This window comes from Variovorax brevis (assembly GCF_030317105.1).
GTDB classification, from domain to species: Bacteria; Pseudomonadota; Gammaproteobacteria; order Burkholderiales; family Burkholderiaceae_C; genus Variovorax; species Variovorax brevis.
In genome coordinates, this window is record NZ_JASZYG010000003.1 from 232639 (window position 1) to 246806 (window position 14168).

The 14168-nt window shown below is 64.6% G+C and carries 13 protein-coding genes; 3 read left to right on the forward strand and 10 right to left on the reverse strand.

What is annotated here, in order from left to right; genetic code table 11:
• Nucleotides 1-9: 9 nt before the first annotated feature.
• The 10 genes from QTI66_RS09935 to rpsB all read right to left on the reverse strand — a co-directional run bounded on the left by QTI66_RS09935 (nt 10) and on the right by rpsB (nt 10400).
• Nucleotides 10-579 (reverse strand): OmpH/Skp family outer membrane protein, encoded by a 570-nt coding sequence (locus QTI66_RS09935; protein ID WP_286559341.1) that lies wholly within the window; start codon nt 577-579, stop codon nt 10-12.
• The gene (bamA, locus tag QTI66_RS09940) at nt 579-2987 is read right to left on the reverse strand and encodes an outer membrane protein assembly factor BamA (RefSeq protein ID WP_286559343.1); all 2409 of its coding nucleotides are present in this window, start codon (nt 2985-2987) and stop codon (nt 579-581) included. The genes QTI66_RS09935 and bamA overlap by 1 nt, the downstream gene beginning before the upstream one ends.
• 42 nt (nt 2988-3029) lie before the next feature.
• The gene (gene rseP / locus QTI66_RS09945) at nt 3030-4400 is read right to left on the reverse strand and encodes an RIP metalloprotease RseP (RefSeq protein WP_286559345.1); all 1371 of its coding nucleotides are present in this window, start codon (nt 4398-4400) and stop codon (nt 3030-3032) included.
• A gap of 24 nt (nt 4401-4424) precedes the next feature.
• Complete coding sequence (gene ispC, locus QTI66_RS09950) at nt 4425-5615, reverse strand: 1-deoxy-D-xylulose-5-phosphate reductoisomerase (protein ID WP_286559347.1); 1191 nt, start codon at nt 5613-5615, stop codon at nt 4425-4427.
• Complete coding sequence (locus QTI66_RS09955) at nt 5612-6457, reverse strand: phosphatidate cytidylyltransferase (protein ID WP_286559348.1); 846 nt, start codon at nt 6455-6457, stop codon at nt 5612-5614. The genes ispC and QTI66_RS09955 overlap by 4 nt, the downstream gene beginning before the upstream one ends.
• A gap of 5 nt (nt 6458-6462) precedes the next feature.
• On the reverse strand, nt 6463-7200 hold the full coding sequence (uppS, locus tag QTI66_RS09960) for a polyprenyl diphosphate synthase (protein WP_286559349.1): 738 nt from the start codon (nt 7198-7200) through the stop codon (nt 6463-6465).
• 1 nt (nt 7201) lies between these two features.
• On the reverse strand, nt 7202-7768 hold the full coding sequence (frr, locus tag QTI66_RS09965; RefSeq protein ID WP_286559350.1) for a ribosome recycling factor: 567 nt from the start codon (nt 7766-7768) through the stop codon (nt 7202-7204).
• A gap of 65 nt (nt 7769-7833) precedes the next feature.
• Nucleotides 7834-8556 carry a UMP kinase gene (pyrH, locus tag QTI66_RS09970; RefSeq protein ID WP_286559351.1) on the reverse strand — a complete coding sequence of 241 codons (723 nt, stop codon included), beginning with the start codon at nt 8554-8556 and terminating at the stop codon, nt 7834-7836.
• Between the two features lie 77 nt (nt 8557-8633).
• Nucleotides 8634-9566, reverse strand: a complete 933-nt coding sequence (tsf, locus tag QTI66_RS09975; RefSeq protein ID WP_286559352.1) for a translation elongation factor Ts — start codon at nt 9564-9566, stop codon at nt 8634-8636.
• Nucleotides 9567-9644: 78 nt separating this feature from the next.
• A complete protein-coding gene (gene rpsB, locus QTI66_RS09980; RefSeq protein ID WP_286559354.1) occupies nt 9645-10400 on the reverse strand; it encodes a 30S ribosomal protein S2 in 756 nt (251 codons plus the stop codon).
• Between the two features lie 215 nt (nt 10401-10615).
• Here rpsB and QTI66_RS09985 point away from each other — a divergent pair, with 215 nt between their 5' ends.
• The 3 genes from QTI66_RS09985 (at nt 10616) to QTI66_RS09995 (ending at nt 14097) form a co-directional block, all read left to right on the forward strand.
• Nucleotides 10616-11953 carry an amidase gene (locus QTI66_RS09985; protein ID WP_286559355.1) on the forward strand — a complete coding sequence of 446 codons (1338 nt, stop codon included), beginning with the start codon at nt 10616-10618 and terminating at the stop codon, nt 11951-11953.
• Nucleotides 11954-12040: 87 nt separating this feature from the next.
• Nucleotides 12041-12532: a MarR family winged helix-turn-helix transcriptional regulator gene (locus QTI66_RS09990; protein ID WP_286559356.1), complete on the forward strand. Its 492-nt coding sequence runs from the start codon at nt 12041-12043 to the stop codon at nt 12530-12532.
• Nucleotides 12529-14097 (forward strand): MFS transporter, encoded by a 1569-nt coding sequence (locus QTI66_RS09995; RefSeq protein WP_286559357.1) that lies wholly within the window; start codon nt 12529-12531, stop codon nt 14095-14097. The genes QTI66_RS09990 and QTI66_RS09995 overlap by 4 nt, the downstream gene beginning before the upstream one ends.
• The last annotated feature ends 71 nt before the right edge of the window (nt 14098-14168 follow it).

Sequence of the window (14168 nt, forward strand, 5' to 3'; positions counted from 1 at the left end):
GGCTGGGGCCTACCTGTTGCCGGCGGGTGCGCCGGGCGCGGCTGCCGCAGGCGCAAGAGGTCCGTTGCCGGAGGCGTTCAGCGCCTTGATCACCTTGTCGGTGATGTCGTGCTTGGGATTGATGTAGATCGCTTCCTGCAGGATGGCGTCGTACTTCTCGGCTTCGGCCACTTGCTTGACCACACGGTTGGCGCGCTCGTAGACCTGCTGGAGTTCTTCGTTCTTGCGGGCGTTGAGGTCTTCCTGGAACTCGCGGCGCTTGCGCTGGAATTCGCGGTCCTGGTCAATCAGCGCGCGCTGGCGTGCAGCGCGCTGGGATTCGGCCAGGGTCGGGGCCTCGCGCTCGAACTTCTCGGACGCCGCCTTCAATGCTTCGCCCTGCGCCTGGAGATCCTTGTCGCGCTTGGAGAACTCCGCTTCCAGCTTGGCCTGGGCGGCCTTGGCAGGTTGCGCCTCGCGCAGCACGCGGTCGGGGTTCACGAACCCGACGCGAAAGGTCTCCTGCGCCTGCGCCGGGCTGGCGCAAATGGCGAAGGCGGGTATCAGCAGCGCCGCGGCAGCACGATGCAATGAATTCATTAAAAGGACGTTCCGATCTGGAATTGCACGCGCTGAATTCTATCCTCGGGGATGTTATTCACCGCATCGAACTTCTGGTATTTGACCGGGAACGCATAAGCCAGGCGCAAGGGGCCCAATGGCGAGACCCAGCTAATGCCGATACCGACGGACGAACGCAGCATTCTTTGCGCTTCCCAGGCGGCGTCCGACATGCCGACGGTCCGGTCGGTGAACACATTGCCGATGTCGAAGAAGCCATACAGGCGCAGAGTCCGGTCATTGCCGGCGCCCGGGAATGGCGTATTGATTTCGGCATTGAAGATGGCCTTCTTGGTGCCGCCGAGCGCAGCTTGCGTCACGCTGTCACGCGGGCCCAGGGAGTTCTGTTCAAAGCCACGAATGGATCCCAAGCCGCCGGCATAGTAGTTCTTGAAGACCGGGAAGTCGTTCTTCACACCCTCCGTGGAGCCGTAGGCTTTGCCATAGCCAACCTCGGCATTCATGGCAAAGGTGTATTGCTTGCTCAACGGGATGAACTGCTGGATCTGGTAGCCACCCTTGAAATATTTCAGATCACCGCCCGTGCCGATCTCCAGGTTGGCGCGCTGCAAGCGCCCGCGGGTCGGTACCAGTGCGCTGTCGCGCGCGTCCCGCGCCCAGCCGATGGTGAATGGAATGCCCCAGACGCTGTCATTGGCGCAATTGGTAATGAACTGGCCGTCTGGCGAGGTCGCGCACTTGAAGAAGTCGCGATAGGCCTGTGGCGTGCCGCTGGCGATATTGGTCCCCGGATCGAAGCGATAGCTTTCGGCGCCAAGACCAAAGAAGACGGTATCCACTTCACTGAATGGCACGCCGAAGCGCAGCGTTCCACCCTGGTTCACCAAGGTGTAGTCACCGTCCTGTGCGTAGTACGGCCGCGTCGTCCGGTAGTAGACGTCGAAGGTGCGCGAGATCCCGTCCTTCGTGAAATACGGATCCGTACTCGTGATCTGGATGGTCCGGTTGTACTTGCTGGTGTTGACCTGCAAGCCCAGGTAGTTGCCCGAGCCGAACACGTTTTCCTGCGAGATGCCGAAGTTGAACGAGACCTTTTCGGCCGTCGAGAAACCTGCACCCAATTGCAAGGTGCCCGTAGGCTTTTCGACCACCGTCATCGCCAAGTCGACTTGGTCAGGCGAGCCGGGCACCTCCTGCGTTTCCAGATTGACTTCGGTGAAGTAACCCAGGCGGTCCACGCGGTCGCGCGAGAGCTTGATGCGGTCGCCGTCATACCAGGACGCTTCGTACTGACGGAATTCGCGTCGAACGACTTCGTCGCGGGTGCGGTTGTTGCCGTTCACGCTGATGCGGCGCACGTAGACCCGGCGCGAGGGCTCGGCCTGCAAGGTCAGCGCGACGCGGTTGTTGACGCGATCCACCTCCGGGCGCGCCTGCACGCGGGCAAAGGCGTAGCCGAAGGTACCGAAGTAGTCCGTGAACGCCTTCGTGGTTTCCGTGACCTGCTCGCCGTTGTAGGGCTCGCCTGGCTTGATGGTCACCAGCGACTTGAACTCCTCGTCACGCCCCAGAAAGTTGCCCTGCAGCTTGACGCCCGACACGACGAACTTCTCGCCTTCGGTGATGTTCACCGTGACGGACAGGTCCTGGCGGTCCGGCGAGATCGCCACCTGGGTCGAGTCGATCCGGAACTCGAGGTAGCCGCGGGTCAGGTAGTACGAGCGCAGCGTTTCCAGGTCGGCGTTGAGCTTGGCGCGCGAGTATTGGTTGGACTTGGTGTACCAGCTCATCCAGCCACCGGAATCCTGGTCGAACAGTCCGAGCAGGGTCGATTCGCTGAAGGCCTTGTTGCCAACGACATGGATCTCGCGGATGCGCGCCGTATCGCCTTCCGACACGGTGAAGGTCAGGTTGACGCGGTTGCGCTCCATGGGCGTCACGGTCGTGACGATTTCGGCGTTGTAGAGGCTGCGGCTGATGTACTGGCGCTTGAGTTCCTGCTCGGCGCGATCGGCAAGTGCCTTGTCGTAGGGCCGTCCGTCGGCCAGACCAACGTCGCGCAGCGCCTTCTTCAGCACGTCCTTGTCGAACTCCTTGACGCCCGCGAAGTCCACGTCCGCGATGGTCGGGCGCTCCTCGACGATGACCACGACGACGTTGCCGTTGACGTCGATGCGAACGTCCTTGAACAAGCCCAGATCGAACAGCGCGCGGATGGCGGCCGAGCCGCGTTCGTCGTTGTAGGTGTCGCCCACGCGGATGGGGATGGACGCGAAGATGGTGCCCGGCTCGACCCGCTGCAAACCTTCGACCCGGATGTCGCGAACGACGAAGGGCTCAACGGCCCAGGCTGCCAGCGTGGCGAATGCGCCTGCTACGAGTACGGCAACGCTGCGCAAGCGGAAGCGGCTGATTGTTGTTTTCATCTGAGAGTTTGGGACCGGCGCGCCAGAGGCGCCGGCAGGTAGTTAACCGAAAAGCCGAGTCACGTCGTTGAAGAGCGCAATCGACATCATGATCAGAAGCAGCGCGACGCCACCACGCTGAAATCGTTCCATCCATTCGTCCGAGACGCTCTTCCCCGTGAGGCCTTCCCAAAGATAATACATCAGGTGCCCCCCATCGAGGACCGGGAGTGGCATCAGGTTCAGCACGCCAAGGCTCACGCTGATGAGCGCGAGAAACACCAGGTATTGCGTGAGACCCAGGCTTGCGGACTTGCCCGCATAGTCTGCAATGGTGAGCGGCCCGCTGAGGTTCTTGAGTGAGGCCTCGCCGATGAGCATCTTGCCCATCATGCGCACCGTGAGCGCAGACACCTCCCATGTACGCACCAGGCCAAGCCACGGACCGTCGATGGGCCCCTGGCGCACCGTGACCGTTTCAGGCGGCGCGCCGACGTAGGCGCCGATGCGGCCCATCTTGACGCCAGCCTCGTCGCGCACATCTGGCGCGACATCGATGTCGACCATCCTGCCCTCGCGCTCGACGCGCCAGCGCTGGGAAACGGGCTTGTCGCCCGCGATCGACGTACGGATCACTTCGCGCAGTTGTTGTCCGTCGACGATGGGCGTGTTGCCGACGGCGCGGACCAGATCGCCGCGCTGCAGGCCCGCACGCTCCGCGGCGCCGCCGGACATGACTTCGCCAATCTCCGGGCGCGTCAGCGGAGCCAGGAGGCCGATACGCCTGAACATCTGCGCGTCGGCATCCTTGGCCTCGATCTGGCTGAGCGGCAGCGTGACCATGCGGATGCCGCCACGGCCTTCCTGATCGACTTCGAGTTCGAGATCGCGGCGCTCGAGCGCCCCGCGTGTGATGCGCCAGCGCAAGTCTTCGAAGGACTGGACGGGCTCCAGCACGCCCTCGAAGCCCGCGCGCAAGACGTGCTCGCCGCCGTGCAGTCCCGCCTGTTCCGCCAGCGACGAAGCCACCGGACGTGCGAGGCGCGCCACCGGCTCCTCCACGCCGATCCAGTTCACGGCCGTGTACAGCACCACGGCCAGCAGCAGGTTGGCGATCGGCCCCGCAGCGACGATGGCTGCGCGATTGCGCAGGCGCTGGGTGTTGAATGCGCGGTGCCGCTCCTCCGGGGCCACAGGCCCTTCACGCTCGTCGAGCATCTTGACGTACCCGCCCAGCGGGAAAGCGCCGATCACGAACTCGGTGTCCTGGCCCGGATGCTGGCGCTTGGGCTGCCAGCGGTAGAGCGTCTTGCCAAAGCCGATGGAAAAGCGCAGCACGCGCACCCCGCATGCCACGGCGACCCGGTAGTGACCGTATTCATGCACTGCGATGAGGACACCCAGCGCCACGATGAAAGCTACAACGGTAAGCATGTGGCCTCCGGATTGAATGCCGTGTCAGGCGGCAAATCGCAGCACCGCCGCGTTGGCTGCCGCGCGCGCGCTGGCGTCGAGCTCCAGCAGGTCGGACAGCGATCCCGGCTTCGCGGGCGCGACCGATTGCAATGTTTCCATGTTGACCGCGTGAATGCGATCAAAGCGCAGGCGGCGGTCAAGGAAGGCCTCGACCGCGATCTCGTTGGCGGCGTTGAGCACGGCCGTCGTGCCAGGCGCCGCGCGCAGCGCCTGCCACGCGAGGTCGAGCCCAGGGAACAGGGTGGCGTCGGGCGCCTCGAAGGTCAGCGCCGACAGGCTGCGGAAGTCGAGCCGCGTCGCACCGCTTTCAAGGCGCTCCGGCCAGGCGAGCCCGCAGGCGATGGGCACGCGCATGTCCGGCGTGCCGAGCTGCGCGATGACCGACGCGTCGGTGAACTGCACCATCGAATGGATCACGCTCTGCGGATGAATGACCACCTCGATCTGCTCGGGCGTGACGCCGAAGAGATAACGCGCCTCGATCACTTCGAGCGCCTTGTTCATCATGGTGGCCGAATCGACCGAGATCTTGCGGCCCATCACCCAGTTGGGGTGCGCGCACGCCTGCTCCGGCGTGACGTCGCCCAGCGATTGCGGATCACGCGTGCGAAACGGGCCACCCGACGCCGTGAGGATGATCTTGTCGATGCGTCGGGGCCACGTTTCCGGGTCTTCGGGCAGTGACTGGAAAATGGCCGAATGCTCGCTGTCGATGGGCAGCAGCGCTGCACCGCCCTGTCGAACAGCGTTCATGAAGAGATCGCCGCCGACCACCAGGGCTTCCTTGTTCGCGAGCAAGAGACGCTTGCCCGCACGGGCGGCAGCCATGCAGGGTGGAAGGCCCGCCGCGCCGACGATGGCGGCCATCACCGCATCGACCTCGTCGTGCGAGGCAATGATTTCCAGCGCGTCAGCGCCGGTCAGCACCTCGGTTTGCAGGTCGTTGTGGCGAAGTTTTTCGGCCAGCAAGGCGGCGTGGGGCGCACTCGCCATCACGGCAAAGCGGGGCGAAAAGCGGGCGCACTGGGCCAGCATGTCGTCCACCCGCGTGGCGGCCGACAGGGCGAACACTTCGAAGTGGCCGGGGTGGCGCGCGATGACGTCGAGCGTACTCACGCCCACCGAGCCGGTGGAGCCCAGGATCGTTACGCGTTTCTTGGTGGTCGGGTTCACAGGAAAGCCAGCATCATGGCAAGGGGAAGGGTTGGCAAGAGTGCATCTACGCGGTCGAGCACGCCGCCGTGGCCCGGCAGCAGGTTGCTGCTGTCCTTGGCGCCGGCGCTGCGCTTGATGAGCGATTCAACGAGGTCGCCCACCACGCTCATGGCCGACAGGAACACTACTCCAATCAGCAGCAGCCACCAGCCGCGCGCCAGCAAGCGCGTGTAAAGACTGGCAACCGAAGACTGCGCCGCACTGTCCGCCCAGATCCAGCACGCGGCCAGCACCACGACGCCCACCATGCCGCCCCAGACGCCCTCCCAGCTCTTGCCCGGGCTGATGGACGGCGCCAGCTTGCCCTTGGTAAAGCGAAGGCCGAAGGCGCGTCCGGCGAAATAGGCAAAGACGTCGGCCACCCACACCAGCACCAGGATGGACAGCAGGAAATTGATGCCGATCAGCCGCGCCTGCACCGCCGCCAGCCATGCCACCCACAGGGCCAGCAGCCCGCCCACCAGTCGCACGGCGCGAGGTACGGTGGGCCAGCCCGGAACGGCCGCCCGCAACAGGAGCGCGCCGCCCAGCACCCAGGCAGCGCCTGCAATGGTCCAGACGAAAGGCAATGGCTGCTCGAGCAATCCGAGCCACCACGACAGGGCGCACAGCGCCACCGCCTCCACGCCCAGGAAGACCGACACGCGCGGCCCGCAGCCATTGAGGCGACCCCACTCCCACGCCCCCGCGCCGATCAGCACCAGCATGACGCATGCGAAAGGAACGTAGGAGCGATAGAAAAGCGCAGGCAGCAGGATGGCCAGCAGGACCGCGGCCGTGATGATGCGTTGCTTGAGCATCGGGCTCAGGCAGACAACCGGGCGCGGGGCCCCGAAGCCTTGACCTGTGCGGAGGTCTTGCCGAAACGGCGCTCGCGGTTCTGGTAGGCGGCGATGGCCTCGTCCAGCCGGGCCGCGTCGAATTCGGGCCAGAGGCAGTCGCTGAAGAAAAGCTCGGAATACGCGCTTTGCCACAGCAGGAAGTTGGACAAGCGCTGCTCGCCACCGGTACGAATGAAAAGGTCGGGATCCGGCACATGCGCGAGCGACATGGCGCGGTCGAGGTTGGCCTCGGTCAGCGGCTCGCCGCGTTCGACCAGCTGTGCAGCCGCACGGGCGATATCCCAGCGTCCGCCGTAGTTGAAGCAGATGTTGAACAGCAAGCGCGTGTTGTGCGCCGTCGCGGCCTCGGCCTGCACGAGCCCCGAGATCATCTTCTCGGACAGCCCACGCCGCTCGCCGATGAAGTGCATGCGCACGCCGTCTTCGCAAAGGCGGGGCACTTCACGGTTGAGCGCGACGACCATGAGTTCCATCAAGCCGGAGACTTCCTCGATCGGCCGGTTCCAGTTCTCGGACGAAAACGCAAACACCGTCAGCACGCCGACACCGCGGTCGGCGCACGCCTTGACGCAGCGACGCAGCGCCTCGACCCCCTGCTTGTGCCCGGCAACGCGCGGCAGAAAGCGCTTGGTCGCCCAGCGACCGTTGCCATCCATGACGATGGCAATGTGGTGGGGGATGGACGCTACCTCATCGCTCATGTCATACCGCCATGATCTCCGCCTCTTTCGCCGTCACGAGCTTGTCGATTTCGGTGATGTGGCGGTCGGTCACTTTCTGGATATCCGCTTCGGCGCGCTTCTGGTCGTCTTCCGAGGCCAGCTTGTCCTTGACAAGCTTCTTGACCGCTTCGTTCGCGTCGCGGCGCAGGTTGCGCGTGGCGATCTTGGCGGCTTCGCCTTCGTTGCGAACCAGCTTGGTCATTTCCTTGCGGCGTTCTTCGCTCATCGGCGGCATCGGCACGCGGATCAGGTCGCCCATCGACGCCGGGTTCAGGCCCAGGTCGCTTTCGCGGATGGCCTTTTCGATCTTGGCGCCCATGCCCTTTTCCCAGGGCTGGACGCTGATCGTGCGCGAGTCGATCAACGAGACGTTGGCGACCTGGCTGAGCGGCACCGAGGAGCCGTAGTAGTCGACGTGCACCGTGTCCAGCAGCGCCGGGTTGGCCCGGCCGGTGCGGATCTTGGTGAGGTTGTTCTGGAAAGCAGCGAGCGACTGATCCATCTTGGTATCGGTCGCCTTGCGAATCTCGGCAATTGTTGTCGTCATCTCAATAGTTCCTGAAAGACTGGCGCCGAGCCGCCACCAGAGCGCTCGGCAGGCGCCATTTTGTATCAGGCATGCACAAGCGTGCCTTCGTCTTCGCCCATCACGACACGCTTGAGGGCGCCGTTCTTGAAGATCGAGAACACCTTGATGGGCAGCTTCTGGTCGCGGCACAGCGCGAAAGCCGTGGCATCCATGATGCCCAGATTCTTCGAAATGGCTTCGTCAAACGTCAAGGTCGAATAGCGCGTGGCCGAAGGATCCTTCTTGGGATCTGCGGTGTAAACACCATCGACCTTGGTGGCCTTGAGCACCAGTTCGGCGCCGATTTCCGCGCCACGCAGCGCGGCGGCCGTGTCGGTGGTGAAGAAGGGGTTGCCAGTGCCTGCCGCGAAAACGACGACCTTGCCTTCCTCGAGATATTGCAGCGCCTTGGGGCGCACGTAGGGCTCGACCACCTGCTCGATGGCGATGGCCGACATGACGCGGGCCACGAGGCCCTGCTTGTTCATGGCGTCTGCCAGGGCCAGCGAGTTCATCACCGTGGCGAGCATGCCCATGTAGTCGGCGGTGGCGCGGTCCATGCCGACCGAGCCACCCGCGACGCCGCGGAAGATGTTGCCGCCGCCGATCACGACGGCGACCTGCACACCCATGTTCACCACCTCGGCCACCTCTTCGACCATGCGAACGATGGTCGCGCGGTTGATGCCGAAGGCGTCGTCACCCATCAAGGCCTCACCCGACAGCTTCAACAAGATTCGCTTGTGGGCTGGGCGGGCGTCGTGCATGGGCTTTTCCTTCAATGGTGGCTGGGTGTGAAATTCGGAGGTGGAAGCGATGACGCCGCTTTCGCGGCGCCTGTCGTTCAGGAGGGGGCCTTTTCGCCCTTGGCCGCGGCGACTTGCGCTGCCACTTCGGCGGCGAAGTCGTCGACCTTCTTCTCGATGCCTTCGCCCACGATGTACATCGTGAAGCCCTTGATCGAGGTGTTGGCGGCCTTGAGCATCGCTTCGACGGTCTGCTTGTCGTTCTTCACGAAAGCCTGGTTGTGCAGCGAGACTTCCTTGAGGAACTTCTGCACCGCGCCTTCGACGCGCTTGGCGACGATCTCAGCCGATTGCGCCGGCTTGCCAGCAGCTTCGGCGGTCTTGCGGTCTTCTTCGGCCTTGCCAGCGGCAACGGCACGCTCTTTTTCGATCAGGTCGGCCGACACGTCGGCGGTCGACAGCGCGACGGGCTTCATGGCGGCGATGTGCATCGCGACGTCCTTGGCAGCCGTGTCGTCGCCTTCGTACTCGACCAGCACGCCGATGCGGGTGCCGTGCAGGTACGAAGCCAGCTTGGCGCCGGAGCTGAATTGCTTGAAGCGGCGGAACGTCATGTTCTCGCCGATCTTGCCGATCAGGCCCTTGCGCACGTCCTCGAGGGTCGGGCCGAAGCCGTCTTGCTCGTAGGCCACGGCGCCCAGCGCAGCCACGTCGGCGGGGTTGTTCTTGGCGACCAGTTCGGCAGCAGCCTTGGCCATGGCCAGGAAGCTGTCGTTCTTGGTGACGAAGTCGGTTTCGCAGTTGATTTCGATCATGCCGCCGACGTTGCCGTCGACATAGGCGGCCACAACGCCTTCAGCCGTCACGCGGGCCGAAGCCTTGCCAGCCTTGTTGCCCAGCTTGATGCGCAGCAGCTCTTCGGCCTTTTCCATGTTGCCTTCGGCCTCGGTCAGGGCCTTCTTGCATTCCATCATGGGCGCGTCGGTTTTTGCGCGCAGTTCGCCAACCATGCTTGCGGTGATTGCTGCCATTTCTAACTCCGTAAATCAGTATTCAGATTAAAAAAAAGGGGCAACAAAGCCCCTTCTTCAGGCTCCAGAGGGAGCAGATCAGGCGGAAGCGCCTTCTTCGACTTCGACGAATTCGTCGTTGCCGCCTTCGGCCACGGCCTTGACGACGTCGTTCACGGCGTCAGCACGGCCTTCGATGATGGCGTCGGCGATGCCGCGGGCGTACAGCGTGACGGCCTTCGACGAGTCGTCGTTGCCGGGGATCACGTAGTCGATGCCTTCGGGCGAGTGGTTGGAGTCGACCACGCCGATCAGCGGGATGCCCAGCTTCTTGGCTTCAGCCACGGCGATCTTGTGGAAGCCCACGTCGATCACGAAGATGGCGTCGGGCAGCGCGGTCATGTCCTGGATGCCACCGATGTCCTTTTCGAGCTTTTCGATTTCACGGGTGAACGTGAGTTGCTCTTTCTTGCTCAGGCTTTCGAGGCCAGCTTCTTGCTGGGCCTTCATGTCCTTCAGGCGCTTGATGGAAGTCTTGACCGTCTTGAAGTTGGTCAGCATGCCGCCGAGCCAACGGGTGTCGACAAAAGGCACGCCGGCGCGGCGGGCTTCAGCCGCCACGATTTCACGGGCCTGGCGCTTGGTGCCGACCATGAGGATCGTGCCGCGGTTGGCGGTGAGTTGCTTGGCGTACTTCATCGCGTCCTGGAACATCGGAAGCGACTTTTCCAGGTTGATGATGTGAATCTTGTTGCGATGGCCGAAGATGAACGGGGCCATCTTGGGGTTCCAGAAGCGGGTTTGGTGACCGAAGTGGACACCGGCTTCCAGCATTTCGCGCATGGTGGTCGACATTGAATTTACTCCAAAGGTTATGTCTAAAATCCGGCCCGTTTTGCGCCTCGGGATGAGGTCGCAACACCTTGAGGGGACCGGTTTGCGGATGCGTTTCAGGGCTGATGCTGTAAAAGCGGTGCTTGCCTCAAAACAGGAAAACACACAATCAGCGAAACCGAGCGAGTATAGCACTCCAATCCTTCGCCTTCTCCCCCTCCTCCCCTCGACCAGACATGCAACCAGACCTCTACGAAACCCGCCTTGCCATCCAGTCCGGCGCGACCAGCGCGCGCACCGAAATGGAGCGCGCCGTGGCAGTTGCCGCGTCGCCGGCCTGCGAGCACGCCTTCGTCCGGCCGATGTTTGAGCAGGCGCTGGAAGCCGCCGCGGCCGCCGGATCCGACCAGGCGCTGGCGGGACTGGCGGTCTCGGTCAAGGACCTGTTCGACATCGAGGGGCAGGCTACGGCCGCAGGCTCAGTCGTCCTGTCCCATACGCCGGCGGCGCGGGCTGACGCGATGGCGGTGGCGCGCCTGCGTGCCGCTGGCGGCGCGGTGATCGGTCGGACCAACATGACGGAATTCGCGTTCTCAGGAGTGGGCGTCAATCCGCATCACGGAACGCCTGCCAATGCGGCCGGCGCCGCAGACGATCCGGGGCCGCGGATTCCGGGCGGCTCGTCGTCTGGCGCCGCGGTGTCGGTGGCGACGGGCGCCGCCTTCGTCGGACTGGGGTCGGACACCGGTGGCTCGATCCGGATTCCGGCTGCGCTCAACGGCATCGTCGGCTTCAAGAGCACGGCGCGCCTTGTTCCCACCGCGGGCGCGACACCGCTGTCGACCACGCTCGACACGGTCTGCGCCATGACGCGCTCGGTGCGCGATGCCGTCACCGTTCATGAGGTTCTGGCAGCGCGGCGCGTGGAGGCCAATGCCCGCCCGCTTGCCGAATGCCGCCTGGCCGTCGTCAAGAACGTCTTCCTGGATGCGCTGGAACCCTCCGTGGCGGCGGCCTTCGAAGGCGCCGTGCGACGCCTGCGGGATGCCGGAGCGCGCATCGACGAAATCGAGCTACCCCCATTGGCGGACCTCGCGTCGATCAACGCGACCGGTGGCTTTTCCGCAGCCGAGAGCTACGCCTGGCATCGCCACCTGCTGGAGCGCAGCGCGGCCGGCTACGACCCGCGGGTGGTCATGCGCATTCTCAAGGGCGCGTCGATGACGGCGTACGAGTACATCGACCTCATCCACGCGCGTGCGGACTGGATCGCACGCATGGAGACGGCGCTCCAGCCCTTCGACGCGGTGCTTTCACCCACCGTGCCGATCACGGCCCCGCTCCTCGCCAGCGTCGCGCCGGGCGAAGAACGCGACGAGGAGTTCTTCCGCGTCAACGCCCTGCTGCTGCGCAATCCCTCCATCGTCAACATGCTGGATGGCTGCGCGCTCTCCCTGCCGTGCCAACCGGCGGGCGATCTGCCCGCGGGCCTGATGATCTGGCATGGCGCGATGCATGACGACGCCGTGCTGGGCATCGGGTTGCAAGTCGAGAAGTTGCTCGCCAACCGATAGCTCTCCGTCCCGCCGCCCTTGAGCGGAAAGGACAAGCGACATTTGATTTCAAACGATATAATTTCGTTTGAAATCATATTAAACGCCATGAGCCGCCCATCCCGCCTCGATCGCCTGCTGTCCGGCAGGCCACCTGAAGTTGCCAACGCGATCGCCGCGTCGCGCATGCTGTTTCGGGTCGCCCACCTGCTGGAGGCCCGCATCGACGAGGCCTTGAAGCCCCTGGGCATCGACATGCGCGAGTACCTCGCGCTGGTGCTCATTGCCGACGATGCGGTCGAACCCGTTCGCCCGTCCGACTTGAGCACGACCCTGGACGCGACGCGCACCCAAGTCACTCGCCTGCTGGACGGGCTCGAGAAGAAGGGACTCGCGCAGCGCCTGCCGGGCCGCGGCGACCGCCGCAGCCTCGAACTGTCGCTGACCGACGCAGCGCGCGACCTGTTGCGCCGGGCCGCGCCAAGCGTCCATGAGGGCTACCAAGCCGGCTGGGGCGCCATCGGCGCCGAGGGCACCCGCCAGTCGCTGGGCGTCCTGCGCCGCCTCCACAAAGAGCTGGCGCCGTCCGACGAATCATGAGCGCCGAGACTTCGCCCCGGGCCGCGCAACCGGAAGCGGCCGGTCTTTGGCGCGCCGACAAGAAGCGCCTCCTGATGCTTCTGCTCGGGCTCATCGTGGGCGTCGAGTTTCTCGAGAACGGCATGTTCGTCTTCGCCGCCAGCCACATCGTGGGCGCCATCGACGCGGCCCCGCGCGAATTCGCCCAAGTGCAGGCGGCGTATGCGATCGGCAGCATGCTGATGATCGTGCTGCAGCAGTGGCTGTCGAGGCACTTCGGTTATCGGCGCTATCTCAGTGCGGCACTCGGCTTGTTCCTCGTGGGCGCCTTGGCCTCGGCCGCGTCGAACGACCTGCCTACGCTGACCTTGGCGCGCCTGGTCCAGGGCTTCGGCGGAGGCGCATTCTTCACGAGCTGCCGGATCCTGGTCCCGATGCTGTTCGCCCCGAAAGACCGCCCGCAGGCACTGAAGCGTTTCATGCTGGTGGCCTTCGGTTTGGTCGCCACCGGCCCACTGCTCGCAGCCACGCTGGTCGACGCGTGGGGATGGCGCTGGGTGTTCCTGGCCATCGTTCCGCTCACGGGCCTTTCGCTCGCCGGCGCGTGGCTCCTGCTGCCCGACGACGTGGGACGCGGCGGCGAGCCGGTGAAATGGGCGGCGGGGCCGCTGCTCCTCTTCGCCGCGGCCATCACGCTCGTGCAGTTGGGCTTGTCGCAGGCGCGCTACGATTTCTTCGCGCATCCCTTGCATCTGCTGGTCATCGCGGTGGCGGGCGTCGGCTTGCTGGGCTGGTTCCTGACGCACCAATGGGGGCACGACGAACCGCTCCTGCGGCTGCGGGAACTGCGCCACCCGGCGTACATCACCGGCCTGGTGCTGTACTTCCTGAACTACTGCCTCTCGAATGCGAGCGGCTACCTGTTTCCGATCTATGCCGAGCGCGGGCTGGGCATTCCCATCCACGCCACCGGCCTGCTCAACACCTTCGCCGCGCTGGTGAGCTTTGGCTTCGCCTACCTGTACATCAAGCGCGGCGCGCGATTGCCGCAAAAGAAACCGCTGATGGTGACCGGCGCCCTGGCAATGGCGATCGCGGCGTGGCTGTTCGCGAGCATGCCGACGGGTGTGCCCTCCTCCGCCTTGCTCGCGGCGCTGGTGGCCAAGGGTGTCTTCGGTGTGCTGCTGGTCTTGCCGGTCGCGGGCCTGACCTTTCGCGAGCTCGGCGACGAACGCTTTGCCCACGCTTATCAGAGCAAGAACCTGATGCGGCAGATCGCCGGATCGTTTTCAACCGCCATCGCGGCCATCGCCTTGCAGGACTTTCAGTTTGCCAACTATTCACAGCTGGCCGCCACGCTCAGCCCTGCCAATCCACAGGCCACGGGCTGGCTGGACAGCTTGCAAGCGGGCTTCGTGGCGCACGGCCTTTCAGCCGCCCAGGCCCACGGCGCCGCGATGGCCGAACTCGCGCGCATCGTGGAGCAACAGTCGCTTCTCGTGTCCTGCGAAAACCTGTACCGCGTGCTGGCGGCGCTCGCGCTGGCCACGGCGGCTGTCGTGCTGCTGCAGCGCAGACTGAAGTAATAGGCACCAAAGCGGACAAAAAGCCTGTCCGCTCGTCTATGCTCGACACCTGTATGGGCGGGCCGACGGGG

Bases quoted from the DNA above. Each gene is read 5' to 3' on its own strand.
- QTI66_RS09935 (WP_286559341.1), bottom strand. From the start codon at position 579: ATGAATTCATTGCATCGTGCTGCCGCGGCGCTGCTGATACCCGCCTTC.
- bamA (WP_286559343.1), bottom strand. From the start codon at position 2,987: ATGAAAACAACAATCAGCCGCTTCCGCTTGCGCAGCGTTGCCGTACTC.
- rseP (WP_286559345.1), bottom strand. From the start codon at position 4,400: ATGCTTACCGTTGTAGCTTTCATCGTGGCGCTGGGTGTCCTCATCGCA.
- QTI66_RS09955 (WP_286559348.1), bottom strand. From the start codon at position 6,457: ATGCTCAAGCAACGCATCATCACGGCCGCGGTCCTGCTGGCCATCCTG.
- uppS (WP_286559349.1), bottom strand. From the start codon at position 7,200: ATGAGCGATGAGGTAGCGTCCATCCCCCACCACATTGCCATCGTCATG.
- frr (WP_286559350.1), bottom strand. From the start codon at position 7,768: ATGACGACAACAATTGCCGAGATTCGCAAGGCGACCGATACCAAGATG.
- pyrH (WP_286559351.1), bottom strand. From the start codon at position 8,556: ATGCACGACGCCCGCCCAGCCCACAAGCGAATCTTGTTGAAGCTGTCG.
- tsf (WP_286559352.1), bottom strand. From the start codon at position 9,566: ATGGCAGCAATCACCGCAAGCATGGTTGGCGAACTGCGCGCAAAAACC.
- rpsB (WP_286559354.1), bottom strand. From the start codon at position 10,400: ATGTCGACCACCATGCGCGAAATGCTGGAAGCCGGTGTCCACTTCGGT.
- QTI66_RS09985 (WP_286559355.1), top strand. From the start codon at position 10,616: ATGCAACCAGACCTCTACGAAACCCGCCTTGCCATCCAGTCCGGCGCG.
- QTI66_RS09990 (WP_286559356.1), top strand. From the start codon at position 12,041: ATGAGCCGCCCATCCCGCCTCGATCGCCTGCTGTCCGGCAGGCCACCT.
- QTI66_RS09995 (WP_286559357.1), top strand. From the start codon at position 12,529: ATGAGCGCCGAGACTTCGCCCCGGGCCGCGCAACCGGAAGCGGCCGGT.